22 protein-coding genes are annotated in these 23,680 nt (G+C 71.1%); 8 read left to right on the top strand and 14 right to left on the bottom strand.

Annotated features, from left to right (window positions below; all coding sequences use genetic code 11):
• Window positions 1-5: 5 nt before the first annotated feature.
• The 4 genes from FSY98_RS05315 to FSY98_RS05300 are packed head-to-tail and all read left to right on the top strand — an operon-like array spanning window position 6 to window position 3,812.
• Window positions 6-1,040 carry an iron ABC transporter permease gene (locus FSY98_RS05315; protein ID WP_222119112.1) on the top strand — a complete coding sequence of 345 codons (1,035 nt, stop codon included), beginning with the start codon at window positions 6-8 and terminating at the stop codon, window positions 1,038-1,040.
• Window positions 1,037-2,098, top strand: a complete 1,062-nt coding sequence (locus tag FSY98_RS05310; RefSeq protein ID WP_144874615.1) for an iron chelate uptake ABC transporter family permease subunit — start codon at window positions 1,037-1,039, stop codon at window positions 2,096-2,098. Before FSY98_RS05315 ends, FSY98_RS05310 begins: the two co-directional genes overlap by 4 nt.
• Window positions 2,095-2,916, top strand: coding sequence for an ABC transporter ATP-binding protein (locus FSY98_RS05305; RefSeq protein ID WP_144874613.1), 822 nt, complete (start codon window positions 2,095-2,097; stop codon window positions 2,914-2,916). Before FSY98_RS05310 ends, FSY98_RS05305 begins: the two co-directional genes overlap by 4 nt.
• Complete coding sequence (locus FSY98_RS05300) at window positions 2,913-3,812, top strand: siderophore-interacting protein (protein WP_144874611.1); 900 nt, start codon at window positions 2,913-2,915, stop codon at window positions 3,810-3,812. Before FSY98_RS05305 ends, FSY98_RS05300 begins: the two co-directional genes overlap by 4 nt.
• 18 nt (window positions 3,813-3,830) lie before the next feature.
• Here the strand turns inward: FSY98_RS05300 and FSY98_RS05295 are convergent, their stop codons facing one another.
• Window positions 3,831-4,967, bottom strand: a complete 1,137-nt coding sequence (locus tag FSY98_RS05295; protein WP_144874609.1) for a zinc-binding alcohol dehydrogenase family protein — start codon at window positions 4,965-4,967, stop codon at window positions 3,831-3,833.
• A 78-nt stretch (window positions 4,968-5,045) separates the two neighbouring features.
• Here FSY98_RS05295 and FSY98_RS05290 point away from each other — a divergent pair, with 78 nt between their 5' ends.
• The gene (locus FSY98_RS05290; protein WP_144874607.1) at window positions 5,046-5,609 is read left to right on the top strand and encodes a TetR/AcrR family transcriptional regulator; all 564 of its coding nucleotides are present in this window, start codon (window positions 5,046-5,048) and stop codon (window positions 5,607-5,609) included.
• Window positions 5,610-5,630: 21 nt separating this feature from the next.
• Here FSY98_RS05290 and FSY98_RS05285 read toward each other — a convergent pair whose 3' ends face one another.
• Window positions 5,631-6,740 carry a hypothetical protein gene (locus tag FSY98_RS05285; protein ID WP_144874605.1) on the bottom strand — a complete coding sequence of 370 codons (1,110 nt, stop codon included), beginning with the start codon at window positions 6,738-6,740 and terminating at the stop codon, window positions 5,631-5,633.
• Window positions 6,741-6,881: 141 nt separating this feature from the next.
• Here FSY98_RS05285 and FSY98_RS05280 point away from each other — a divergent pair, with 141 nt between their 5' ends.
• Complete coding sequence (locus tag FSY98_RS05280; protein WP_260857287.1) at window positions 6,882-7,724, top strand: MerR family transcriptional regulator; 843 nt, start codon at window positions 6,882-6,884, stop codon at window positions 7,722-7,724.
• Window positions 7,725-7,770: 46 nt separating this feature from the next.
• Here FSY98_RS05280 and FSY98_RS05275 read toward each other — a convergent pair whose 3' ends face one another.
• From FSY98_RS05275 to FSY98_RS05240, 8 genes are all read right to left on the bottom strand, one after another.
• Window positions 7,771-8,562: a polyprenol monophosphomannose synthase gene (locus tag FSY98_RS05275; RefSeq protein ID WP_144874603.1), complete on the bottom strand. Its 792-nt coding sequence runs from the start codon at window positions 8,560-8,562 to the stop codon at window positions 7,771-7,773.
• Window positions 8,563-8,580: 18 nt separating this feature from the next.
• Window positions 8,581-9,198 carry a class F sortase gene (locus tag FSY98_RS05270; protein WP_144874601.1) on the bottom strand — a complete coding sequence of 206 codons (618 nt, stop codon included), beginning with the start codon at window positions 9,196-9,198 and terminating at the stop codon, window positions 8,581-8,583.
• Window positions 9,198-10,355, bottom strand: a complete 1,158-nt coding sequence (locus tag FSY98_RS05265) for a glycosyl hydrolase family 8 (RefSeq protein ID WP_144874599.1) — start codon at window positions 10,353-10,355, stop codon at window positions 9,198-9,200. Before FSY98_RS05265 ends, FSY98_RS05270 begins: the two co-directional genes overlap by 1 nt.
• Entirely contained in the window at window positions 10,355-11,203 is an 849-nt protein-coding gene (locus tag FSY98_RS05260) for a DUF4397 domain-containing protein (RefSeq protein ID WP_144874597.1), read from the bottom strand. The genes FSY98_RS05265 and FSY98_RS05260 overlap by 1 nt, the downstream gene beginning before the upstream one ends.
• Before the next feature lie 62 nt (window positions 11,204-11,265).
• Window positions 11,266-13,278, bottom strand: a complete 2,013-nt coding sequence (locus FSY98_RS05255) for a glycosyltransferase family 39 protein (protein ID WP_144874595.1) — start codon at window positions 13,276-13,278, stop codon at window positions 11,266-11,268.
• The gene (locus FSY98_RS05250; protein WP_144874593.1) at window positions 13,275-14,756 is read right to left on the bottom strand and encodes a glycosyltransferase; all 1,482 of its coding nucleotides are present in this window, start codon (window positions 14,754-14,756) and stop codon (window positions 13,275-13,277) included. Before FSY98_RS05250 ends, FSY98_RS05255 begins: the two co-directional genes overlap by 4 nt.
• On the bottom strand, window positions 14,753-15,229 hold the full coding sequence (locus FSY98_RS05245) for a GtrA family protein (protein ID WP_144874592.1): 477 nt from the start codon (window positions 15,227-15,229) through the stop codon (window positions 14,753-14,755). The genes FSY98_RS05250 and FSY98_RS05245 overlap by 4 nt, the downstream gene beginning before the upstream one ends.
• A 186-nt stretch (window positions 15,230-15,415) precedes the next feature.
• Window positions 15,416-16,312 carry a LysR family transcriptional regulator gene (locus tag FSY98_RS05240; protein ID WP_144874590.1) on the bottom strand — a complete coding sequence of 299 codons (897 nt, stop codon included), beginning with the start codon at window positions 16,310-16,312 and terminating at the stop codon, window positions 15,416-15,418.
• A 150-nt stretch (window positions 16,313-16,462) separates the two neighbouring features.
• Here FSY98_RS05240 and FSY98_RS05235 point away from each other — a divergent pair, with 150 nt between their 5' ends.
• Together FSY98_RS05235 and FSY98_RS05230 are read left to right on the top strand one after the other, a co-directional pair.
• Entirely contained in the window at window positions 16,463-17,731 is a 1,269-nt protein-coding gene (locus FSY98_RS05235) for an MFS transporter (protein WP_222119111.1), read from the top strand.
• Window positions 17,732-17,829: 98 nt separating this feature from the next.
• Window positions 17,830-19,461, top strand: a complete 1,632-nt coding sequence (locus tag FSY98_RS05230) for an amidohydrolase (protein WP_144874586.1) — start codon at window positions 17,830-17,832, stop codon at window positions 19,459-19,461.
• A gap of 63 nt (window positions 19,462-19,524) precedes the next feature.
• On the opposite strand, the gene FSY98_RS05225 is transcribed toward FSY98_RS05230, so the two are convergent.
• The 4 genes from FSY98_RS05225 to FSY98_RS05210 all read right to left on the bottom strand — a co-directional run bounded on the left by FSY98_RS05225 (window position 19,525) and on the right by FSY98_RS05210 (window position 23,677).
• Complete coding sequence (locus FSY98_RS05225) at window positions 19,525-20,271, bottom strand: IclR family transcriptional regulator (RefSeq protein ID WP_144874584.1); 747 nt, start codon at window positions 20,269-20,271, stop codon at window positions 19,525-19,527.
• A gap of 21 nt (window positions 20,272-20,292) precedes the next feature.
• Window positions 20,293-21,306 carry a cyclase family protein gene (locus FSY98_RS05220; RefSeq protein ID WP_144874582.1) on the bottom strand — a complete coding sequence of 338 codons (1,014 nt, stop codon included), beginning with the start codon at window positions 21,304-21,306 and terminating at the stop codon, window positions 20,293-20,295.
• A gap of 4 nt (window positions 21,307-21,310) precedes the next feature.
• Complete coding sequence (locus tag FSY98_RS05215; RefSeq protein WP_144874580.1) at window positions 21,311-22,408, bottom strand: extracellular solute-binding protein; 1,098 nt, start codon at window positions 22,406-22,408, stop codon at window positions 21,311-21,313.
• Window positions 22,409-22,522: 114 nt separating this feature from the next.
• Entirely contained in the window at window positions 22,523-23,677 is a 1,155-nt protein-coding gene (locus FSY98_RS05210) for an ABC transporter ATP-binding protein (protein ID WP_144874578.1), read from the bottom strand.
• Between the last annotated feature and the right edge of the window lie 3 nt (window positions 23,678-23,680).

Genomic DNA, 23,680 nt, shown 5'->3' with positions numbered 1-23,680 from the left:
GGACCGTGATCGATTCGGACGTCGCCACTGTGCATGCGGTGCGGCGTCCGAATCGTCAGCGTCTCCTCTGGCTGCTCGTCGTCGTCGCCGCGGTCGTCGTGCTCGTTCTCCTGTCGGTCGCCGTCGGGTCGCGTGACGTCTCGTGGGACGACATCGTCGCCGGGCTCTCGGGGACGGTGGAGAACCTCGGCCAGGGTGCTGTGCAGACCCGTCTGCCCCGCACCGCGATGGCGATCCTCGTGGGTGCGGCACTGGGCCTGGCCGGTGCGGTCATGCAGGGAGTCACCCGCAACCCGCTCGCCGATCCCGGCATCCTCGGCGTCAACATGGGCGCCTCCCTCGCGATCGTGGCGAGCATCGCGTGGTTCGGTCTCTCCAGCGCCTCGGCCTACATCTGGACGGCGATCGCCGGAGCCGCCGTCGCCGCGGTGTTCGTCTACGTGGTCGGGTCGCTCGGACGCGGGGGAGCCACCCCGCTGAAGCTGGCGCTGGCCGGCGCGGCGACATCCGCCGCGCTCGCCTCCTTCGTGACCGCGATCTCTCTTCCCCGAGCCGATCTCTCCGCGACCATCCGCTCATGGCAGATCGGCGGCGTCGGCGGCGCGACGTTCGAGTCGCTCTCCCTCGTGCTCCCCTTCCTCCTCGCGGGATTCGTTCTCAGCCTGGCCTCCGGTCGCGGTCTCAACTCCCTCGCCCTGGGCGACGATCTCGCGGCCGGGCTCGGCGAGCGGGTCGCCGTCACGCGGGGCCTGGCCGCCCTCGGTGCCGTCATCCTCGCCGGTGCCGCGACGGCGCTCGCCGGCCCCATCGCGTTCGTCGGACTCGTCGTCCCGCACTTCTTACGCCTCCTCTTCGGCCCCGACTACCGGTGGCTGCTCCCGTTCTCCGCGGCGGGCGGCGCCGCCCTGCTCCTCCTCGCCGACATCATCGGGCGCGTCATCGCCCGTCCGAGTGAGATCGACGTCGGCATCCTCACCGCCCTCATCGGCGGGCCGGTCTTCATCGCGATCGTCCGCAGGCAGAAAGTGCGCGAACTGTGACCGCCCCCGTCCTCGCCGACACCGGCCACGAGGCGACCGTGGCGCTCGTCGCAGGCAGCCGGGTCCGCAGGTCCCGCCGCCGACGCACCGTGATCGCCGTCTTCGTCGCAGTCATCGTCGTGGTCTTCGTCTGCTCCCTGGTCTTCGGGCGCACGGTGTACTCGCTCGGCGACGTCATCGGCGTGATCCTCGGGCACGACGTCGACGGCGCGACCTTCACCGTGGGTCGGCTGCGACTGCCCCGGGCCGTGCTCGCCGTCGTCGCCGGCGCGAGCTTCGGGCTCGCCGGCGTCAGCTTCCAGACCATGCTGCGAAACCCTCTTGCCAGCCCTGACGTCATCGGCATCAGTGCGGGCGCCAGCGCGGCGGCGGCGTTCGCGATCGTCATGCTGTCGTTGGGCAGCACGGCCGTCTCGGTCATCGCCATCGCCGCCGGCCTCATCGTCGCCCTGCTCATCTACGCTCTCGCGAGCCGGAGCGGAGTGGCGGGCACGCGACTGATCCTCATCGGGATCGGCGTCGCCGCGATGCTCGAGAGCGTCACGGCGTACGTGCTGTCTCAGGCGGGGCAGTGGGACCTGCAGGAGGCGGTCCGCTGGCTCAGTGGCAGCCTGAACGGAGCGAGCTGGCAGGCGACGCTGCCGGCGCTGATCGCCCTCGCCGTGCTGGGCCCCGTGCTGCTGTCGCAGTCGCGCGACCTGCACACGATGCGGCTCGGCGACGACGCAGCGGCGGCGCTGGGTGTGCGGATCGAGCGCACCCGCATCATCGTCGTGATCGCTGCCGTCGGTCTCATCGCCTTCGGCACGGCGGCCGCGGGGCCGATCGCCTTCGTCGCGTTCCTGTCGGGGCCGATCGCGGCGCGCATCGTGGGGCCGAACGGATCCATGCTCGTGCCGTCCGCGCTCGTCGGCGCGATCCTCGTGCTCGTCGCCGACTTCATCGGGCAGTACGCCCTGGGCACCCGGTTCCCCGTCGGCGTCGTCACCGGCGCGCTCGGCGCGCCCTACCTCGTGTACCTCATCATCCGCACCAACCGAAACGGGGGATCCCTGTGACGTCCGCGCACACACTCGCTGCCGAGGATCTGACTCTCGGCTACGCCGACCGGGCCGTCATCAGCGACCTCGACCTCGAGATCCCCGCGGGGCGGATCAGCGTCATCGTCGGCCCGAACGCGTGCGGGAAGTCGACGCTGCTGCGATCGATGTCCCGTCTGCTCGCTCCGCAGGGCGGACGCGTGCTGCTCGACGGCAAGGAGGTGCACCGGATGCCCGCGAAGGAACTCGCGCGCACGCTCGGCCTGCTTCCGCAGTCGCCGATCGCCCCCGAGGGCATCACGGTCTCCGATCTCGTCGGTCGCGGGCGGCATCCGCACCAGGGGATGTTCACCCGCTGGACGCACGACGACGACCTCGCGGTGGCCCGTGCGCTCGACGCGACCGAGACCGCCGCGCTCGCCGATCGCCCTGTCGACGAGCTCTCCGGAGGCCAGCGCCAGCGCGTGTGGATCGCGATGGCCCTGGCGCAGGAGACCGAGGTGCTGCTGCTCGACGAACCGACGACCTTCCTCGACGTCAGCCACCAGGTCGAGGTCCTCGACCTCCTCACCGACCTCAACCGGTCTCGCGGCACGACGGTCGTCATGGTCCTCCACGACCTCAACCTCGCCGCGCGATACGCCGACCACCTCATCGCGCTCGAAGGGGGCCGGCTGCGGGCGCTCGGCGATCCGGTCGACGTGCTGACGGAGGACGTGGTGCGCGATCTGTTCGGCATGGAGAGCCGCATCATCATCGATCCGACGTCGGGGAAGCCGCTCATGCTGCCGATCGGGCGACACCATCAGCTCGACAACCCCGGGGGCGTGTCATGACCTTCGCTCCGAGTCGGGCCTATCGTCTCACCGTCCAGCGCATCGTCCGGCTGAGCGAGCACTTCGTGCGCTTCACGTTCGCCGGGCCGGAGTCGCAGCACCTCGTGCTGCGAGGTCCCGATCAGCGAGTGAAGCTGCTGATCCCCTTCGAGGACGGGACCGAGACGGACTTCGGGCTCTTCGCGGAGCCGCGCCCCCTCGTGACCGAGTGGTATCAGCGCTGGCGCGACCTGCCGGATGCCGAGCGCAACCCGCTGCGCACCTACACCCTCCGCACCGTGCGCCCCGCCACGGGCGAGGTCGACATCGAGTTCGTCCTGCACGGCACGGAGGGCCCCGCCTCGGCGTGGGCCGACCGGGCGCGGGTGGGTGACGAGATCACCCTCATCGGACCCGACCGGCGCGCCGACGGACCTCACCGCGGCGGAGCGGAGTGGCATCCGGGAGATGCCGGGTCGCTGCTCATCGCCGGCGACGAGACCGCGGGTCCGGCGATCTGCGGGATCGTCGAGTCGCTTCCCGAGGAGGCGCGGGGGGTCGCCTTCATCGAAGTGCCCGGCGTCGACGATCGGATCCCGGTCGCGAACCGCTCGGGTGTCGATGTCGTCTGGCTGCCTCGCGAGGGTCGGCCGTACGGGGAGGTGCTGCGTGAGGCGGTGATCGGCTGGGGGCAGGACCGCTCGGGGAAGTCGGGGGAGCCGGTCGAGGACCTCGCGCCGGAGACGTTGCTCTGGGAGGTGACGGATCGACCCGCCGGTGATGACTACGCCTGGCTGGCGGGCGAAGCGACCGTCATCACGGGTCTCCGCCGCCATCTCGTGCGCGAGCTCGGCATCTCGCGGACGGACGTCGCGTTCATGGGCTACTGGAAGGCGGGTCGCGCCGAGGGCGCCTGACCCGCGGCGGTGCCGAGCTCAGGAGTCGGCCGGCGCGGGGAGCGTGACGACGAGCTTCTCGGCCGACACTCCGCCGCGCAGGGTGTCGACTGCTCCCTGGATCGCGGGTAGGCCCTCGCCGACGACGCGGGCCTCGGGGTACGGGCGATGGCTGCCCGCCGCGAGCGCCGCAGGGAGGTACGCTCCCCAGACGGCGGGACCCACGGCGGAGCCGGCGATGGCGCTGCCCCAGATGAACGAGGGGCGGATGCCGCGGATGCGGCTGCGGACCTGCATCAGCGCCGTCCGTGTGCCGAGGCGCAGGAACAGGCGGATCCGCTGCAGCGAGAGTCCCGGCCTGCGGGGCTGCTCGTAGAACGAGACCGGGGGACTCGCCATGGCGATCCGCCCGGCGCCGGTGAGTCGCGCGATCTCGCGGCAGGGCTCGGCCGAGCCGACGGCGACGGCGAGGATGCCGGCGACGGGCGATCCGTTCACGGCTCCGACGATCCGCTCGACCGCACGGGGGTCGCGGTAGTCGAAGGCCGCCTCCGCCCCGAGCTCCCTCATCCGCTCGTGATTGCGGGGCGAGGCGGTCGTGATGACGCGGTATCCGGCCGCGCGGGCGAGCTGGATCGCGTTGCCGCCGACGGCTGTCGCCCCGCCCCACACGACGACGACCTCGTCGCGCGGTGCGGACTGCCCGAGTCGGGAGTGGTCGAGGGCGAGCTGATCCTCTTCGAAGAGACCGGCCGCCGCGGTCGAGAGCGCGAGCGGCAGCACCGCCGCGTCCTCGAAGGGCATCGCATCCGGCAGGGCAGCGGCGAGGCTCGCATCGACGGCGACGTAGGTCTGGAATCCGCTCTCGGTGACGGCATCCCTGCCCTTCTCCAGGCCGATCGCGTACGCGACGACGCGATCGCCGATCGAGAAGCCGACCACGTCCGCACCGGTCTCGACGACGACCCCTGCCACGTCTTCGCCGAGGATCACGGGGTAGCGCAGCCACCCGTACATCACGGTGCCGTTGGACTGGATGATCGCATCGAGGGGGTTCACCGCCACGGCGCGCACGGCGATCAGCAGCTGGCCGGGCCCCGGCGTCGGTCGGGGAGCCTCGCGGATCGTCAGGTCCGCGTAGGGGGAATCGATCCATGCCGCAGTGTTGTCGCTCATTCCGGTCCACCTTCGTACAGTGATGACATCTCGTGTCATCACTGTACACCTGACGACACGACGTGACATCATGGACGAATGCCTCGATGGTCACCGGATGCCGCGCTGCGGCTCGAAGCCGTGGCGATGGTGCTGTTCGAGCGACAGGGGTTCGCGAAGACCACGGTTCCGCAGATCGCGGCAGAGGCCGGACTGACCACGCGGACGTTCTTCCGCCACTTCTCCGACAAACGCGACGTGCTCTTCCTCCGCGACCGCGAGTTCCCCCAGGCGGTGAGCGAGTTCATGGAGTCGGCCGCACCCGAGAGCGCCGGAGCGGCGACGGTGCGCGCCGGCCTGCAGGCGGCATGCCGCGGCATCCAGCAGTGGCGCCAGCCGATCGCGCGGCGGCGCAGCATCGTCCGCAGCGAGCCGGCCCTGCACGAGCGCGACCTCCTGCGCAGTCATCACCTCGCCCGCGCCATCGAGGAGTCCCTCACGCAGCGCGGCACCGACCCTCGACGAGCGCACGCACTCGCGGCCATCGCGGTGACGTGCTTCGACCTCGCGATCGACCGGTGGCTCGAAGGTCCGCCCGACCTCCCGCTCGACGACGTCCTCGTGTCGGTCTGGGACGAGGTCCGCGACTCGATGGGCGAATGAGGAGCGACTCGACGCCGTTCGTCACGCAGACGGCGGGGCGACCCCGAGGGGCTCGCCGTCGCCCGGTGGGTACTCCACCATCTCGATCGCCTGTCGCTTCGTCAGATAGTTCGGGTACAGGGTCCGCGAGAACCGTCCGTTCGGGTCGTCCTTGTCGTGCGGCAACTCGATCTGCGACTGCTCGAGCGCCGCGGCGAGAGCGGCCGTCTGCTCGTCGGTGAGCGCCATGCGCCCGCGGTGCCGCAGGGTGACCACGGCTCGGGTCTTCGCCGCCGTGGCGAGGACGATCGCGAGGCTGCGCTCGGTGGCGTCAGGCTCCCACCGGGAGGGCATCGCCATCGCACTGATCAGATCCGCCGTCGGCACCTCCCTCTTCCCGACGCGCACCCGGGCGCCGTCGCGCGAGAGGAGCGGCTGACCGGACCGCCGTCGCAGGACCACGACCAGGATGACCGCCAGCAGGGCCAGCCCCGCGACGATCGACACCCACGTCACCGGATCGAGACGCAGGGACGCCAGGGGGAACAGCGTCGAGAGCAGCAGGACGAGGAAGAAGGGCTCGGTGGAGACGGCGAGCGGCGCCCACCACGAGAACAGTCCGCCCGGGCGGGGCGGGCCCATCGGCATCCACTCCGCGTCGCCGTCGATCGCCGAGCCGACCGGGCGCTCGGAGGCGCGCACCGGCTCAGGCACCCGTCGTGCGCCGACGACGATCATCGCGAGTCCGCCGATGGTGAGAAGGCCGACGAGGACCCAGGTCCGCGACACGTGGTCGCTCTCGTCGGGCCTCGTGACCAGCAGTCCGGCGGTGCTGCCGAGAGCCACCAGCAGGAGGAAGAGGCCGTAAAGGAGGGTGGCGCGACGAGTGCGGCGGGCGCTGGGGGTCGTCGACCGCGGCTCGGGAGGCCAGGTCCGGTTCGCCCAGCTTCCCCGCCGAGCGAGCAGGAGCCCGGCGGCGACGCCGACGCAGCCGAACGACAGCACGATCGCCGCGAGGACGCCGACTCGCACATCGGCGATGAAGAACGTGGAGGCCACCGCCGCCCCGGCGCTGAGCACCGCGAGTGCGATCCCCACGGCCAGCGGGGTGAGGATGCCGCGCCCCTGCGCTCTGCTGTCTTCCGTCCCCATGCCCACCGTCTCCCCAGACCGTCGATGACCCGACCGTACCCGTCTGCAGTGCCGGGCCGGCCGCCTCTCTCTGCAACCTATCGGGTCGAGCGGGTCGGAGGCGCGGAAATCCGTCGCGGCCGGACTGTTGACCCTCACACTGTGTCATGGTCGAGTGTGGTCGACATCATGTACACCATCGGAGAATTCGCCGCCCTCGGCCGGGTGAGCGTGCGCATGCTGCGGCACTACGACGCGATCGGTCTCCTGACGCCCACGCGGGTCGACGCCCGCACGGGCTACCGCTCCTACTCGATCGACCAGCTGCCGCTGCTGCTGACGATCGTGGAGCTGCGAGAACTCGGCATCGGGCTCGATCGCATCGCGGAGCTGACGGCGGCCGACGATCAGGACGCCGCGCTGCGCACCCTGCTCGTCGAGCGCCGGCACGACCTCGAGGGGTCGATCGCCGCGGACCGCCTGCGCATCGCCCGGATCGAGCGGCGCCTCCGTCACCTCGAAGGAGACATCATGTCGCAGGTCGCTTACACGCACGTTCCCGCCGTCACGGTCTACGCCGCGCACGGCACGGCTCCCGGGATGGGCCCGGAGAACGTCAGCCCGCTGATCGGCCCCCTGATCGAGGGGCTCGATCGAGCTCTCGAAGCCGCGGGCCGCCCGCTACTCGAGCCGGGCATCTTCTGGTACGACGCCGCCGACGACGAGAAGGTCGGCGTGCACGTCTCGTACCCCGCAGAGGCCGAGCCGGTGGCCGGCGACGGCTACGACGTGGTCGAGCTCCCCGAGATCCCCACCGCGGCGACGCTGCAGCATCGGGGCGACATGAGCGGCATCGAGGAGTCGTGGTCGACGCTGATGCAGCAGATCGTCGCCGACGGCTACCGCATCGTCGGCCCCACGCGCGAGGTCTACCTGGAGGCCGATGGGCACGAACCGGGTCCCGACTGGCTCACCGAGCTGCAGGCGCCGGTTGAGAAGGTGTGACGCTACGACGGCGGGCTCGCCCGATGCGCGAGCCCGCCGCCGCGGCTCAGGACTGCACTGGTGGGAGCATCCGGTGCGACAGCGCGCGCACCGACCGCAGCCGCTGGCCGCGTCGCACGAAGAGCGAGATTCCGGACAGACGCCGTCGCAGCCCCCACCAGGTGACGAGGCTGAGCGACTCGGCGACGATGGAGCCGCTCATCTTCGACTCGCCGTGCACGCGCTCGACGAACATGATCGGGACCTCGACGACACGAAGCCCCCGCTCCAGCGCGCGCCACAGCAGATCGACCTGGAAGCAGTACCCCTGGGACGCGACCTCGGAGAGATCGATGCGCCGCAGCGCGGACGCGCTGAACACCCGGTAGCCGCCGGTCGAGTCGCGCACGTCGATCCCCAGAGCCAGTCGGGCGTACAGGTTGCCGCCGCGGCTCAGCACCTCGCGATGCCGCGACCAGTTGACGACCTTGCCACCGGGCACCCACCGCGACCCGAGCACGAGGTCGTGGTCGACGAGCTGCTCCAGCAGGCGGGGCAGTTCTTCGGGCCGGTGCGAGCCGTCGGCATCCATCTCGACGAGCGCCCCGTAGCCGCGCTCGAGCCCCAGGGCGAAGCCGGCGAGGTAGGCGCCGCCCAGACCGTTCTTCTCGGTGCGGTGCAGCACCGAGACCTCGGGGTGCCGCGCGGCCAGCGCATCGGCGAGTTCGCCGGTGCCGTCGGGCGACGCGTCGTCGACGACGAGGATGTCGACGTCCGCCGATGCGAGCACCCGGCCGACGATCGACTCGAGGTTCTCGATCTCGTTGTACGTGGGGATGATGACGAGCGTCTCGTTCATGGTGGATCCTTTCGGAGGTCAGCTCTGCAGTTCGGCGAAGACGATGAGGTTGTCGAGGTAGTGACCCGTGGAGGGGTCGAAGATCCCCCCGCAGGTGATGAGGCGCAGTTCCGGAGTGGGCACGTTGCTGTACACGGACGAGGTCGGGAACTCCGCCTTCGCCGATTGGATGCTGTCGCTGACCGTGAACACGCTCTGCGACCCGTCAGACAGCGTGACGACGATCTCGTCACCGGCGGCGAGCGAGCCGAGCCCCGCGAACACCGCGGGAGCCGACGGCGAATCGACGTGGCCGGCGATGATCGCCGGCCCCACCTCGCCCGGCACGACTCCGCCCGAGTACCACCCGGCGAGGTCGTAGTCGACCGGAGCGGTGAGGCGACCGGTGCCGTCGAGCGACAGGTCCTCCAACGCCGAGTCGACGCCGAGCGCGGGGATCGAGACCCGCGTCGGCACGGCATCCTCCGCCGGCGGTGCCGGGGTGGCCGGGTCCTGCAGACCGCCCGCCGAGAATCCGTTCGGAGTCGCGGTGGGGGCGGGCGCCGCGACGTCGGCGGTGCCGCACGCCGACACGACGAGCGTCGCAGCGAGCACGCCGATCGCCGCGAGCATGTGGATCCCGCCCGGTCGGCGCATCAGACCTCTCCCGTCCCGCAGCCGCCGAGGGCGTCGTCGGTGAGCATCGCGGCGCCGAGCATGACCCAGGCCGCGCCGTAATAGGTGGGGTACCGACCGCTGAACTGCGCGGCGCGCTCGAGGTCGGATGCCGCGGCGTCTCCGTCTCCGCTCGCGTACGCCGACGCCGCTCGCGCGGTGTACGCGAAGGCGGACTCGTCGGACGTCAGGGGGCCGCCGCCGAGGTCGAGGCGGGACGCCACCTGGTCGACGCGGTCGAGGGTGTCGAGCGGGAGTCCGGCGAGCGCGACCTCGGACGGATCGCACGACTCGGCGAACCGAAGGAGCAGTCGGGGCGCGTCGAACCCGTACTGCACGGCTTCGCCTCCACCCCGCGGGCCCGGCATGGGCTCGATGAGACCGTCGGCGTGCACCTGTGCCCAGTCCGGCGGCAAATCCGTGGCGTCGAGGATGTCGCTCGTGACCTGCGCACTGCCCGCCTGCAGCTCCGCCCAGCGCGGATCCCCGGTCGCCGCCCCGAGGACGTCGAACGCGACGGGCGAGGCGTAGCTGGGGTTGTATGCGTAGGGCTCGCGGTCGGCGGCCCACAGGCCGGGAAGAAGGATGCGCCCCTGCGCGGTCTGCGCGGTGAGGCGGTCGGCGATCACCGTCGCGAGCTCCACGCCGTCGGCCAGCAGGTCGTCGCGGCCGAAGCGATCGCCAGCCAGCACGAGCGCGCGCGCCGCGTCGAGATCGGCATCCGTCGCGGGCTCGTCGTCGACCACCTTCCCGTCGTCCCAGCGCCAGGCCAGGAGCCCGTCTTCGCGCACCAGCTCGGCGGTGGTCCAGTCCCAGATCTCGTCGAACTGCTCCTCGTCATCGGCGATGACGGCCGCGAACAGTCCGTACGCCTGCCCCTCGCTGACCGTGTCGCCGCCTTCGTCGCGGCGGATGACACGGCCGTCCTCGACCCACTCGTCGAGGAACGAGGTCGCGAGATCCGCCGCCACGATGTCCCGTGCGACGGTCTCGTCGGGCGGCAGAGGCGATGAGGTCGCCGCGGGCGACGAATCCGGCGGACCCGTGTCGGCCGCGTGCAGGCCGACGGCGATCGCCGCGGTGCCCGCGGTGACCACCACGGCGCCCGCAGCGATGCCGATCAGGGCTGAGCGGCGCATCAGAACGCCTCCCGCACCTGCTTCGCCGGGGCCTGTGCGTCGACCGTCGCATCCGCGAGGTAGCCGCCGCCGGTGTCGACCCCACCGTCGGGCACGTCTCCGACGGAGGCGCTGTCGAGGATCGGCAGGATCGTCAGACCGCCGCTCGAGGTGTCGAGCACGAACAGCGTCGTGACGCTGCCGGGCGCCACGGACACGTCGGCCGTGTCCTCCACGCCCTCCCCGGTGAGGTCCAGGGTCCAGTCCCCGGCGGGGATCTCGGCGTACCCGGTGGCCGAGCCGGCCTTCGCGTTCTTCGCGATGGGGTCGCCCTGGGCGGTGGTCACGTCGACCTCGGGGGTGGTCGTCGAGGCCTGGATGAGTCGGATGCGCGCCGATCCGGCGGCGGGCTCGGATAGGTCGTCGTCGAAGGCGCGCACCTGCAGGTCGTCGGTCGGGCCGTAGGCGGCGACCGTCGTGGCGGTGCCGGCGTCGACCGTCACCGTCTGCGAGATGACCGGGACGTCGGTGCCCGACGACCCGGCCGGGACCATGCTCACCGTGTACGACCCGGCAGGCAGCTCCTGATACGACGAGACGTCGCCGTAGCCGACGCCGTCGAGCTCGAACTGGGTCGACCCGCCGGCGACGGCCGAGACCCGCACGTCGACGGACTTCGTGTCGGGCGAGAGGTGGCCGAGGCGCAGCCAGCCGGCGGTGGCGTCGACCGCCGTCGGGGCGGCAGCCGGACGGGCGTCGGCGGCAGCGGTCTGCGCCGCGGCCGGCAGCGGGGCGGCGACGCTGACGAGCAGTGCAGCCGCTCCCCATGCCATGCCGGTCTTCAGGTGCGGGAATCGTGAATTCGTCATGATGTGCTCCTTCTCGATGGATCGTGCGTGCGTGGTGCAGGTCGGTCGGTGAGGGGGTGTGGTCAGGGCAGCACGGGCTGCAGCGAGATCGGGTACCGCAGGACGACGGTGTCGTCGGAGACGGCGACCTCCGTCGGCTCGTAGGCGCCGGTCAGAGAGTCGAGGAACGCACGACCCTCCGGGGTCACCCGGCCGCCCTCGGCGACGGGCGATCCGCCGATCGCCGAGACTTCGAGCTGCCGGAACGACTCGTCGCCCTCGCCATCCACCACGGGGAAGCCCGCGACGGAGACCGAGCCGGTGCCGGCGACCGCGGCGAGCACCGAGATGATGCGCACGTCGATCTGACCGGCGACCAGCCGGTCGCGATCCGCGCCCGTGAGGACCACTGCGGGGTTCGTCGCGAGCTGGGCGCCGAGCTGTGCGCGCTGCGCGACGGCATCCTCCTGCGAGATCGCGGCCTGCTCGGCGCCGTCGATCGTCACGCGGCGCACCTCGACGGCCTGCGGTCCCGTGCCGAACGAGGCCACGACGACCGAGTTGTCGATCGCCTCCTGCACCTGCGGGAACGCGCCGGGGAAGGTGCGCATGGAGTCGGTCGTGACGACGTAGTCGGCGTCGCGCCAGCCGTTGGGCGAGTCGGCCTGCACGGCGGGGTCGGTGTCGAGCTTGTAGTACCAGATCACGTTGTCGCGATCCCAGCCGGCGCGCACGAGGTCGACCCACATCGCGTCGTCGACGATGATGCGCTGGTCGGTCGTGGCGTTCTCGTCGAGCCACTGCTCCGCGCCCCGGAGCGGAGCGTCGAGATCGGCGAGCACGAAGCCGCGCAGCTGAGTGCTCCACAGCGGCACCGCCACGATCGCGCCCACGGCTGCGACCGCGACGAACCCGGCCGCGAGGCCGCGCCGGGTCGCCGACTTGTGACGGAAGCGGACCACCGCGCTGTCCGCAGCACCGGCGATGAGGAGGGCGCCGAAGGGGATCAGCATGATCACATACGGCACGGGCAGGTACCCGCCGGGGCGGAACATGAACGCGGTCATCGCGAGCACGAGCACCGCGTACGGGCGCAGTCGCGGCAGCAGCAGGGCGTACACGGCCGCGATGAGGCTCACCACGATGAACACCGGATCGAGCTGCCACCACATGCTCAGCGTCCGGTTGATGAGGGAGTCAGGATCGGCGATCGATCCGCTGCTCTCGCGCGACGCCAGCTGGAAGGTGATGCCCTCCATGAGGCTCACCCGATCGGCACCGCTGAGGAGCTCGCCCTTGACCGCGGCGAGCAGGAGATAGCTGCCGCCGATCAGCACGAGGATGCTGGCGGCCACCGAGAGGGTGTACCGGCGGGTCTCGCGGCGTGCGCTGCGCAGCATCACCCAGGCGAGGATCGGCAGGGCGAGCAGGAACGTCTCCTTGGTCAGGACGGCGATGCCGAACGCCAGGGCGGATCCTGCGAACGCGGCGAGCTGACCCCTCCGGTTCGTGGCCAGGAAGAATGCGAGCAGCAGCCACGGCACCGCGATGTTGTCGAGGTAGACGGTGCGGTGGAACTGCAGCGCGAGGGGAGAGACGGCGAAGACGAGGCCCGTCGCAGCCGAAGCGAAGCGCGACATCCCGAGCCGGCGGGCGAGGGCCCACAGCAGCACGATCGAGATCAGTGCGGCGACGAGCACGGCCTCGCGGCCGGCCAGCACGGCGACGTCCCAGCGCTCGAACGCGCCCGTCAGCTGCGTGTAGCCGGCGATCTGCAGCCAGCCGAGCGGTGGGTGGTCGTACCAGTACGTGTAGTGCGCGAGTTCGCCGAGGTGGGTCACCGCCCAGGCCTGCGCGGTATAGGTGCCCTCGTCGTCGATGCGCTGCGGCGAGCCGCCCACGTTGAGGAAGTTCACCACACCGCTGACGAGCAGCACCGGGAGGAGCCAGAGGAGGTCTCCTCCGTGCGTGCGGAACCACAGCGACACGCGGCCGGGGCCGGATGGGGTCTTCGCGGACGCCCCGTCGACCGTGGGCGTGGAGGAGCCGGCCGGTTCCCGCTCGATCTCGGCGGTCTTCTCGAGTGTCGTGCTCATGCGGCGACCTCCTCGCGGATCGGAGCGGATGCGGCGGGGGCGGGTGCGGCGGCTCCCGCGGCCGCGGGCTCGCGGTGCGCCCCGCTGTGCTCGGTCTTCTCCCAGCCGCGCTCGCCGCGGAGCTCGCGGTACACGGCGCGGATGGCGGCACCGGCGAGGAGCACCTGGAACGGGATGGTGCCGAGCACCAGTCGTACGTAATCGCGGACGCGCACCTTCTCGCCGTACAGGCGACCGAACTCGCCGAGTCCGGCGATCTCGACCGCGACCGTCACGAGCGTCGGAGCGAGGGGGATGAACGTGAGAAGCGCGACGATGGTCGGCACCTTCACCACGAAGATCAGGAAGAGCGAGAGCGGGATGAGCAGCCCCGTTGCGGCCTGCAGGAACGGCATGGCGAGCATGTAGCGCGCGAACATGCGCTGACCGCGGGTCGGCAGTGCACGCCACTCGCCCTTGCGCAGCACCTGCAGGAAGCCCTGATTCCAGCGGGTGCGCTGCTTGTAGAACGACGGCAGCGTGCCGGGGGTCTCCTCACGGGTCACGTACTCGGGGCTGTAGGCCACGACGACCTTCTCGCCCTGGCTGGAGAGGCGCACGCCGAGCTCGCAGTCCTCCGCGAGGCACTCGGCATCCCACCCGCCGTTGCGCTCGAGGGCGTCGCGCTTCACGAACACCGTGTTGCCGCCGAGCGGGATGAACTTCGCTCCGGCATGGAAGTGCAGCCGCGAGCGGAACCAGAAGTAGTACTCGAGGACGTTGCGCAGCGACCACCACGAGGAGCGGAAGTTCATCAGCTGCACGCCGCCCTGCACGACCGTGGCGTCGGTCTCGGTGAACCGCGAGTCGATGTGGCGGAGGAGCTCAGGGTGCACCTCGTCCTCGGCGTCGAACACGCCGACGATCGAACCCCCGGCGTAGGCGAGGGCGCGGTTGAGCGCCTTCGGCTTGTTCTTCGGCACGCTGTCGTCGACCACGACCTCGATGCGGTCGGGGTGCCGCGCCGCGGCCGCACGGACGACGGCCGTCGTGCCGGGGTCGTCGTCGCCGACGATCGCGATGATCTGCACGTCGGGGTGGGTCTGCGCGGCCAGGGCATCGAGGGTCTCGCCCATGACCTCCTCCTCGTGCCGGCCCGGCACCAGGAGGGTGAAGGTGTGCTGCGCGGGGCGCGGCTCCCGCGAGAAGGCGGTGCTGTCGTAGGTGCTCTTGGAGCGCCAGGCGTACAGCATCCACCACAGCGTCGTCACGGCGACCGCGGTGAGGGCGAGCGCGACGGCGACGAGCCCGACGTGCCCGGCGACGGCGAGCCAGTCGACGCCCGAGGCGCTCTGCGAGGTCTCGACCAGACCGGGGTCGAGGACTTCGCGGTTGGGTACCCCGGGTGCCGGTGCATCGTCCGGTGCAGGGGGGAGCAGCGGACCCGGAGCGGGGTCGCTCTCGAAGGGGTGGAACAGGGCGTGCGCGAGGAGAGTCATGGTGTTGCCTCCTGAGGCGTCCGGAAGACCAGGAATCGGTAGGTGAGATAGCGGAACGCGGTGCCGAGGATCAGGCCGACCACGTTCCCGGCGATGTTGTCGGCGAGCTGGCTGGTGAAGCCGAGCACGTAGTGCGAGACGAACAGGCAGCCGGCGGCGACCAGCAGCCCGCCGCCGTTCGCGAGGACGAAGAGCAGCAGTTCCTTCGCGACGGCGGGTCGCCGTGTGTGACGGAAGGTGAGATAGCGATGACCGAGCCACGCGACAGCCGTGGCGACGGAGACCGAGATGACCTTGGCCCAGATGACCTGATCGGGCATGACGGTCGAGCGGAGGAGGTTGTAGCCGCCGACGTCGACGACGAAGGCGATGAGACCCACACCGCCGAACGCGGCGAGCTGCGGCACGGCTCGCCGCACCGCGGCGGAGAGCCGGGACAGCCGAAGGAATGGCGCGGAGGGGGAGAGCGTCATAGTCCCGGTTCGGAGGCACACCCCAGGGCGGATTGCCGGGAGGTCCGGCCTCGGCGGCGTGTCTGCACGGATACGAGCAGGAAGTTTTTTTCACGGACCCCGCCCCCCGAGAATGAAAGGACCGGACGTAAAGCAGCACCCGATTCGGACGTGCTCGGAGCCCTCGCGGCGGTGGCCGGGGCGTCGTCAGGCGGAGCGGAGCGCGGCCTTCTCGTGCAGTCCTGACACGTGATCGGCGACGAAATCGGCGAGCTGATCGATCACGGCGCGGATGTCGTCCCGGGCGTAGTGCGTGCGCTCCCAGCTCGCGTAGAGCGCGCACTGCATGGGGGCGCCGCGGTGATGGAGGGGCTTGGAGACCAGGCCGAAGCGCGGGGGCTCGACCACCACGCACGGACCGTGTCCGGCGGCCGATCGGGCCTGCACGATCGGGGCGTCCGCACCGAAGCTCGCCATCTCGAGCGACCACGCCTCGCTCTCGGCCGCCCGCTGGATCTGCGTCCACGCGGCTGAGCCGACGCCGGACGTGAGGAATGGGCCGGTGAGGAGGTCGCGGAGCTCGACCGATTCCCCCGCGGCGAGGGGGTGCGCGGACGGAAGCTGGCAGTAGAGGGGCAGATCGAGGATGCGGATGCTGCGCAGACGCGAATCCGGAGGACTGGTCGTCACGGCGAGATCGGCGCCGGAGCGCAGGCGGTCGTAGGTCTCGGCCGGTGTCGCGACCACGACGTCGGAGATCGGTCCGCCGCGCGCGATGAACGGCGCGAGCACGAGCACGCTGGTCATCTCGGGGGCGGCGGCGACGAAGGAGCGCTCGTCCTGCACGATGCCGCTCATCACCTCGCGCGCCCGACGCCCGCGCCGCACGAGGTCGCGGGCCATCGGCTCGAGCCGGTCGCCGGCGTAGGTCGCGACCATGCCCTGCGGCATCCGACGGAACAGCGCGGCGCCCACCTGACGCTCCAGGGAGGCGATCTGCCGCGATACCGTGGGTTGCGTCCTGATCAGGCGTTCTGCTGCGAGGCTCACCGATCCGCAGTCGAGGACGGCCACGAAGGCCTCGAGCTCACGTTCACCGTACATACGAGAATCGTATGTCGAGACCCGCTTTTCTCATTGGACGAGCATGGGCCGAGCCGGTGAGGATGAGCAGATCCCGACTCCTCCGAACAGAGAGCCCCCCCGATGGCTACTTCACGCACTGAGATCAGTCCTGCCCGGCAACGTCGTTCGATGGTGGGTGCCTTCGTCGGCACGGCGATCGAGTGGTACGACTTCTACATCTTCGGAACCGCCGCCGCCCTCGTCTTCGGCCGTGTGTTCTACCCCGAGGTGGCGCCCGGCGCCGCTCTGCTCGCCTCTTTCGCGACCTTCTGGGTCGGCTTCCTGATGCGTCCGGTCGGCGGTCTCGTCTTCGGCCACTTCGGCGACAAGTTCGGCCGCAAGAACGTGCTGGTGCTCACCCTCATCCTCATGGGTTCGGCCACCACGCTGATCGGCCTGCTGCCGACGTACGCCCAGATCGGCATCCTCGCCCCGATCCTCCTCGTCGTGCTGCGCGGCCTGCAGGGCTTCGCGGTCGGCGGCGAGTGGGGCGGCGCGGTGCTGCTGTCCACCGAGAACGCCCGTGCCGAGAAGAAGGGCCTCGCCGGCGCCTGGGTGCAGCAGGGCTCGCCGGCCGGCTCCATCCTCGCCACAGTGATGTTCCTGCTGGTCGGCCTGCTGCCGGACGAGCAGTTCATCTCGTGGGGCTGGCGCGTCCCGTTCCTCGTGTCGGCGATCCTCGTGATCGTCGGACTCGTCATCCGCGTCAAGGTCGAGGAGTCGCCGGACTTCGAGGCGGCGAAGCAGTCGCAGGAGGTCGTCAGCGCCCCGGTGCTCGTCGCGATCCGCACCGCCCCGCTGCTCATCGGCCTCGGGGTGCTGGCCTCGGTCATGGGCATCTCGAACGCGTACTTCTCGAACACGTTCCTCCTGGCCTGGACCACCGGTTCGCTCGGCATCGACCGTCAGCTCATGCTGAACATCCTCCTGGGCATGGCGGTGCTGCAGTTCATCTGGCAGCCGATCGCCGCGAAGATCGCCGAGCGCGTCGGCATCGCCAGGGTCATGCTCGCCGGACTCGTGCTGAGCGTGGTGCTGACCGTGCCGTACTTCCTCGCCATCCAGGCGGCGTCGCCGCTGTGGATCACGGTCACCCTCTACGTCACGATCCTCGGCAGCACGGCCTACTACGCCCTGCTCGCGACCCTGCTCGCCTCCGCGTTCCCCGCGCGCATCCGCTACTCGGGCGTCTCGCTCGCGTACCAGCTGTGCGCCACCGTGTTCGGCGGGTCGACGCCGCTGGTCGCCCAGTGGATCCTCAACTCCTCCGGCGGCAGCGTGTGGGCCGTCGCGGCGTTCTACGCCGTGATGATCCTCGTCACGATCGCCGGCGTCTGGGGTCTGCAGCGGCGCATCACGCGGACGGCGCACGCCGAGACCGCGGCCGCCGTGCGCTGACCCGCCCGCCGGCCACCCGTCCGCTGACCCGCTGTCCGCTGGGCACCCGTCCGCTGGCCACCCGTCCGCTGACCCGACCAGAACCGCGAGAGAGAACCATGCGCGTCGACACGATCTTCACCAACGCCCGCATCCGCACGCTCGATCCGGCGCGGCCGACGGCCCGCCGCATCGGCACCCTGCACGGGCGCATCGTCGGCTTCGACGAGGAGCTCGACGGTGTCGATGCGGATCAGGTCGTCGACCTCGGCGGGCAGCCGGTGCTGCCGGGCTTCCATGACGCGCATCACCATCTGTCGCTGACCGGGTTCCGCCTCGCGTCGCTGAACCTGCGGCCCGGCGCCGTGAACTCGCTCGCCGAGCTCTACGAGGCCGTGCGCGAGCACGCCGCGGGACTCGCGCCCGACGCCTGGGTGCGGGGGTCGGGGTACGACCAGAACTTCCTCGAGGGGCACCCGACCGCCGAGGGACTCGACCGGGTGGCGGGCGGCCGACCGGTGATCCTCGAGCACGTCTCCGGCCACATGATGGTCGTGAACACCCGGGCGTTCGAGCTCGCCGGATACACGGGGCGCGATGGTTTCCCCGACATCGCGGGCGGCGGCATCCCGCGCGACCGAGACGGGCGACCGGAGGGGCTGCTGCAGGAGTCCGCGATGGCTCCGCTCCTCGCTCTCGTGCGGCCGATGGGACTCGACGAGGTGCAGCGCAACCTGGGTCTCGCGAGCGACCAGGCGCTGAGCTACGGCCTCACCTCGGTGACCGAACCGGGCATCGGCGAGATCCGCATGGTGGGCAACAGCCCGCTCGATTACCACGCGTATCAGACCGCCGTCGAGCAGCGGCAGCTGCGGGTGCGGACGACCCTGATGCCCTACATCACGGTGCTGCACCCGTTCACCGATCTGCCGGACAAGGACGTGCTGGGGCTCGACCTCGGCATCCGTACCGGACTCGGTGACGACAGGCTGCGCGTGGGGCCGGTGAAGATCGTCGCTGACGGATCGTTCATCGGACGCTCCGCCGCGATGCACGCCTGCTTCCACGGCGAGGCCGACAACTTCGGAGTGCTGCTGCACGAGCCGGAGGCGCTGCGCGACTACATCGTCGGTGCGCATCTGGCCGGCTGGACGGTCGCGACCCACGCGATCGGCGACCGCGCCATCACGCACGTGCTCGACGCGATCGAGCACGCGCAGAGCATCGCGCCGCGGCCGGACGTGCGGCACCGCATCGAGCACTTCGCGCTCGCGAGCGACGACGACATCGCCCGGGCGGCGCGCCTCGGGGTGATCCCGGTGCCACAAGGCGTGTTCGTCTCGGACTTCGGCGACGGCATGGCCGCGGCTGTCGCCGACGACCGTCGCGACGACATCTACCGGGTGAAGTCGCTCGCTGATGCGGGGATCGTGCTGAACGGATCGACCGACTCCCCGATCTCCGACGCGAATCCGCTGGTGTCGCTGCGCGACATGGTGCTGCGGCGGACGAGCGGCGGAGCCGTGCTCGGCGAGCGTGAGCGTGTGAGCGTCGACGAGGCCGTGCGGGCGTACACCTTCGGGTCGGCCTACGCGGTGGGACAGGAACACGCCACAGGCACCCTGCGGGCCGGGATGCTGGCGGACTTCATCACGCTCAGCGACGACCTCTACGAGATCGCGCCCGAGCGCATCTCCGACCAGCAGGTCACGACGACCGTCGTCGGCGGCGAGGTGGTCTTCCAGCGCTGAGTGCCGGAGGCCGGATGCCGGCGCGGAGCGGCTGAGTGCCGGGCGTCCTCCGCGGGAGACAAGTCAGAGCGCGAGCGCCGCGGTGAGCTCTTCGCCGGCGGCGCGCAGCGCCTCGACCCGCGGCTCGCCCGCTGAGCCCCCGAGCAGAGCGGTGGTGCCGATCAGGGCGATCGTGGCGACCGCGTCGTTGCCGCCTCCGAACACGGGGACGGCCACGGACTCCAGTCCGGTGCGGCGCAGGTCGGCCCAGGCGAGTCGGTCGCGCCGCACCTTCGCGAGCTCGGCCTGCTCGAGGCGGGCCTCCGCCGGGGTCAGATCGGCGAGTGCTCGGGCCACCGCCGACGGCTCGGTGTGGTACGCGAGGAGCACCCGGGTCTGCGCCGCGCGCAGCTCGAGCACGGTGCCCGGCCGCACCGTCAGCAGGATGGTGCCCTCTGGGGCCTCCTCGACGAGGGTCACGACCGCCCCCTCGCGGGCGCGGAAGCTCAGCACCGCGGTCAGGCCGACCCGGTCGGCGAGGCGGCGCAGGATGGGCGGCGCGAGCGCGACCACCTGCTGCCGGCTGGAGACGAGGGCGGCGAGCTGATCGATGAGCGGACCCGGTGCGTTGCCCGGCGAGAGGAACCCCGCGGTCTGCAGCGCGTGCAGGTAGCGGTGCGCGGTCGAGCGGTTCATGCCGAGCCGGTCGGCCACGAGCGCGGTCGTCAGTGCGCGCGTGTTCTCGTCGAAGAGACCCAGCACAGCGGCCGCGCGATCGATCGACTGGATCGGTCCGCGGTCGTCCGCGTTCGTGGGGGTGGTGCTGGGCATGGGCCAAGTCAACCACCCGGGTCACTTGATGGCGATCGCATTCGGCGGCGAGCCGACACCGCCGACGAGATGGAGCGGCTTGACGGTGAGGAAGAACTCGTACCGCCCGTCGCGCGCGCAGTCGGCCGCGAGCTCGCCGAGACGCCACAGTTCGCCCACGGCCATTCCGAGCAGGGCGATCAGGGGGCGGTGCAGCATGCCTGCGTGGTCGACACCCCGCTCGGGCGGGCGGTCGTCGGGGGAGCGGAAGTCGCTGTCGATGACCGGGTCGGCCTCGACCGCCAGATTGTCGGCGGCGACGAGTGCGATCTCGTGGTCCCACAGCCATCGCAGCACGCTGCGTCGCTGGGCGAGCCCCGGTGAGAGCCGCCAGGGGGTCGCAGCGCGTTGGTCGACCGACTTCGCGAGATGGTTCTCCGCCCATCCGGTGCGCAGCAGCAGCATGTCGCCGCCCGCGAACCGCACGCCCTGGTGAGCGGCGATGCGGTCGAGCAGGGGCGCATCGAGCGCGATCGTGCTGTCGGCGGTGTACGGCATCCCCTCCGCGGCGAAGTACGCGGGCACATCCAGCAGCACCCCGCGCCCGGCGATCCCCGCCTCCGCATACGAATGGATGCCGAGGGCCGTCGACGTCTGCGTGTTCTGCGCGGGCGACAGCCCACCGTAGAAGCCCCTGCCAGGCTGCCCGATGTGGCGCAGGGCGTCGAGCTGCGACGACGACTGCAGGTAGAACGAATCGACCCAGTCGTCGCGGTGGAACTCGTTGCCGGAGAACACATGGTGCTCGATCGGGCGCCGCGTGCCGGTGGGGTACGGCTCGAAGGCGTCGACCGGGTAGTCGAGACCGAAGCGTCGCCCGGATCGGATGAGCGATGCGGCAGCCGCCACGCGCTCGGGGGTGAGGAAGTTGACGGTGCCGAGCTGGTCTCCTCGACCGAAGTGATCCCAGCTCGCCCCGTCGGGCAGGTCGTCGTACCGCGGGTGCGACTCCCCGCCGGGCGGGAGTCCCCGCCCGGCGGGGAGGTCGGTGGTCATCGGTTCAGCCGGCCAGCCAGTTGGTGAGCTTCGTCGACGCGTCGTTGAAGTTCTCGGTGTACCAGGGGATGTCCTGCAGGACCGTCGTGCCGGTGTTCGTGTCGGTGTTGTACGCCTCGACCGTCGAGGTGAACTCGTCGAGCGTCGGCTCGGCCGCCGAGTTGATCGGCGCGACGCCCAGCAGCTCCGAGATCTTCGCCACGGGCCCGGGCTCCATCACGCTCGCGAGGAAGTCCTCGACGGCCGCCTTGTTCGGCGACCCCTTCGGCACGGCGAACGCGTTGATCGAAGCGATCGTCACATCCCACACGACCGTGACGTCCGTCCCCTCCTGCAGCAGCGGCACGATGCGGGAATCCGGCAGGAAGAACATGTCGACCTGACCCGATGACACCGCCTGCTGCAGTGCGCCGACGTTCGGGGCGAAGGTGGTCGAGGAGCGGATGGTGTCGAGCTCGTCCAGCGCTGCGTCGACGTCGAGCGGGTACAGGTCGTCGTGGTCGGCGCCGCCGGCGATCGCCGCGTACTCGAGGATGCCGTTCTGCAGGTTCGTCACCATGCCGCGCGACCCGGGGAACTTCTCCACGTCGAAGAAGTCCTCGATCGTCTCGGGGCCGCCGTCGGGGAAGGCGTCCGTGCGGTAGGCGAGCGGCGTCGCGTTGATCCAGTTCGCCGTGTAGCACTCGCCGACGGCACCGTCGACGAGGTCGCCCTCCGGCACCGTGAGCTCGATCTCGAGCGGCTCGAAGAGCGTGTCGCAGTTCTGCTCGGCGGCGTAGGGTGCGGTGGCGATGACGTCCCACTGCACGGCGCCGGCGTCGACCTGAGCCTTCACCTGCGCGACGTCCGGCGGCGAGGTGTTGACGAAGGTGACCTCGGGGTGCGCCTCGGTGTAGGGCTTCTGCCACGCCTCGATCTGCGCGTCCTGACCCGCCCCGCCGTATCCGACGTAGGTGATCGTGACGGGGCCGGCGGCGGGTGCGCCCGACTCCGACGTGGCGGGCGCGGCCGAGCCGGCACAGCCGGACAGCACTGCGGTGACGGCGAGCGCGCCGACCGCGGCGATGGCGCCGCGGCGGGGGATGGGTGTGATCTGGGACATCGCTGTCCACCTCCTGGTTGGTGTGTGGTGCTCCGTTCCGGAGCCGTTCTCGGAGTTGTCGACGGAGTCCCAGCCGTCGAGGGGTCGCGTCCGCCGAGGCGTCCGCGAGGTCTGTCAGGCGGCGACGATGCGCTGCCGCCCGGGGCGCCAGTGCGCGATCACGAGGTCGCCGGGCGCGACCGTCGCGTCCACGGCGTCGAGACGCGCCTGCCCCGGGGTCTCGGACGTGCCGAGCGCGAGCTGCGCGGTGCGGTACGAGCCCATGTACTCGACGTCGGTCACGCGGGCGGACACGGCGTTCGCGCCGGCGGGGACGTCGGCGGCGGAGGCGGCGAGGCCGACGTCCTCCGGCCGCACCACGATCGCCGCACGCGTCCGCACGCCGGGGTGCGCGGCGACCGTGGTCGGGTCGACGCCCCAGTTGCGGTCCTCCCACACCGTCTCGCGCTCGCCGCCGCGGGCGCCGTCGATCCCGCCGCCGACCCCGCCATCGAGGGCGAAGACGTTCGAATCGCCGAGGAACCGGGCCGTGAAGAGCGTCTCGGGCTCGCGGTAGAGCTGCTCCGGGCTGCCCACCTGCTCGATGTGCCCCGCGTTGAACAGAGCGATGCGGTCGGAGAGGTTCATCGCCTCCTCCTGGTCGTGCGTGACGAACACGAACGTCGAGCCGACCTCGCGGTGGATGCGGCGGATCTCGGTCTGCAGCGCTCCGCGCAGATTGCGGTCGAGCGCGCCGAGCGGTTCGTCGAGCAGCAGGGCCTTCGGGTCGAAGACGATGGCTCTGGCCAGGGCCACCCGCTGCTGCTGCCCGCCTGACAGCTGGGTCGGGTAGTCGTCGTCGCGACCGGTGAGCTGCACGAGCTGGAGCACGGCGGCGACCTTCGCGGCGATCACGTCGCGCGGCATCCGCCTCTCCTTCAGCGGGTACGCGACGTTCTGGGCGACGGTCATGTGCGGGAAGAGCGCGTAGCTCTGGAAGAGCATGCCCAGCTCGCGGCGATGCGGAGGGAGCGCGCTCACGTCGGTGCCGTCGAGGGCGATCGAGCCGTCGGTCAGCGTCTCGAACCCGGCGATGAGGTTCAGCGTGGTGGTCTTGCCGGATCCGGACGGGCCGAGCAGGGTCATGAACTCGCCGGGGGCAATCGTGAGCGAGATGGCGTCGACGGCCGGCTGTGCCGAGCCGTACTCCTTGGTGACGTTCTGCAGCCGGATCTCGGTGCCCTGTCGGGTGTCGGTGATCGCCTGGGCGGCGGTGGTCGTGATGGTCATCGG

This window comes from Microbacterium sp. 1.5R (genome assembly GCF_007667425.1).
Classification (GTDB): domain Bacteria; phylum Actinomycetota; class Actinomycetes; order Actinomycetales; family Microbacteriaceae; genus Microbacterium.
Note: the sequence above shows the minus strand (reverse complement) of the source record. Positions and strands in the feature narration are given on the sequence as shown.

Excerpts from the sequence above, each read along its gene's own strand:
- FSY98_RS05255 (WP_144874595.1), bottom strand. The coding sequence starts at position 13,278 with ATGAGCACGACACTCGAGAAGACCGCCGAGATCGAGCGGGAACCGGCC.
- FSY98_RS05250 (WP_144874593.1), bottom strand. The coding sequence starts at position 14,756 with ATGACTCTCCTCGCGCACGCCCTGTTCCACCCCTTCGAGAGCGACCCC.
- FSY98_RS05275 (WP_144874603.1), bottom strand. The coding sequence starts at position 8,562 with ATGAACGAGACGCTCGTCATCATCCCCACGTACAACGAGATCGAGAAC.
- FSY98_RS05210 (WP_144874578.1), bottom strand. The coding sequence starts at position 23,677 with ATGACCATCACGACCACCGCCGCCCAGGCGATCACCGACACCCGACAG.
- FSY98_RS05245 (WP_144874592.1), bottom strand. The coding sequence starts at position 15,229 with ATGACGCTCTCCCCCTCCGCGCCATTCCTTCGGCTGTCCCGGCTCTCC.
- FSY98_RS05260 (WP_144874597.1), bottom strand. The coding sequence starts at position 11,203 with ATGACGAATTCACGATTCCCGCACCTGAAGACCGGCATGGCATGGGGA.
- FSY98_RS05285 (WP_144874605.1), bottom strand. The coding sequence starts at position 6,740 with ATGGGGACGGAAGACAGCAGAGCGCAGGGGCGCGGCATCCTCACCCCG.
- FSY98_RS05215 (WP_144874580.1), bottom strand. The coding sequence starts at position 22,408 with ATGTCCCAGATCACACCCATCCCCCGCCGCGGCGCCATCGCCGCGGTC.
- FSY98_RS05225 (WP_144874584.1), bottom strand. The coding sequence starts at position 20,271 with ATGCCCAGCACCACCCCCACGAACGCGGACGACCGCGGACCGATCCAG.
- FSY98_RS05230 (WP_144874586.1), top strand. The coding sequence starts at position 17,830 with ATGCGCGTCGACACGATCTTCACCAACGCCCGCATCCGCACGCTCGAT.
- FSY98_RS05220 (WP_144874582.1), bottom strand. The coding sequence starts at position 21,306 with ATGACCACCGACCTCCCCGCCGGGCGGGGACTCCCGCCCGGCGGGGAG.
- FSY98_RS05295 (WP_144874609.1), bottom strand. The coding sequence starts at position 4,967 with ATGAGCGACAACACTGCGGCATGGATCGATTCCCCCTACGCGGACCTG.
- FSY98_RS05265 (WP_144874599.1), bottom strand. The coding sequence starts at position 10,355 with ATGCGCCGCTCAGCCCTGATCGGCATCGCTGCGGGCGCCGTGGTGGTC.
- FSY98_RS05240 (WP_144874590.1), bottom strand. The coding sequence starts at position 16,312 with ATGTACGGTGAACGTGAGCTCGAGGCCTTCGTGGCCGTCCTCGACTGC.
- FSY98_RS05300 (WP_144874611.1), top strand. The coding sequence starts at position 2,913 with ATGACCTTCGCTCCGAGTCGGGCCTATCGTCTCACCGTCCAGCGCATC.
- FSY98_RS05270 (WP_144874601.1), bottom strand. The coding sequence starts at position 9,198 with ATGCGCCGACCGGGCGGGATCCACATGCTCGCGGCGATCGGCGTGCTC.
- FSY98_RS05290 (WP_144874607.1), top strand. The coding sequence starts at position 5,046 with ATGCCTCGATGGTCACCGGATGCCGCGCTGCGGCTCGAAGCCGTGGCG.
- FSY98_RS05235 (WP_222119111.1), top strand. The coding sequence starts at position 16,463 with ATGGTGGGTGCCTTCGTCGGCACGGCGATCGAGTGGTACGACTTCTAC.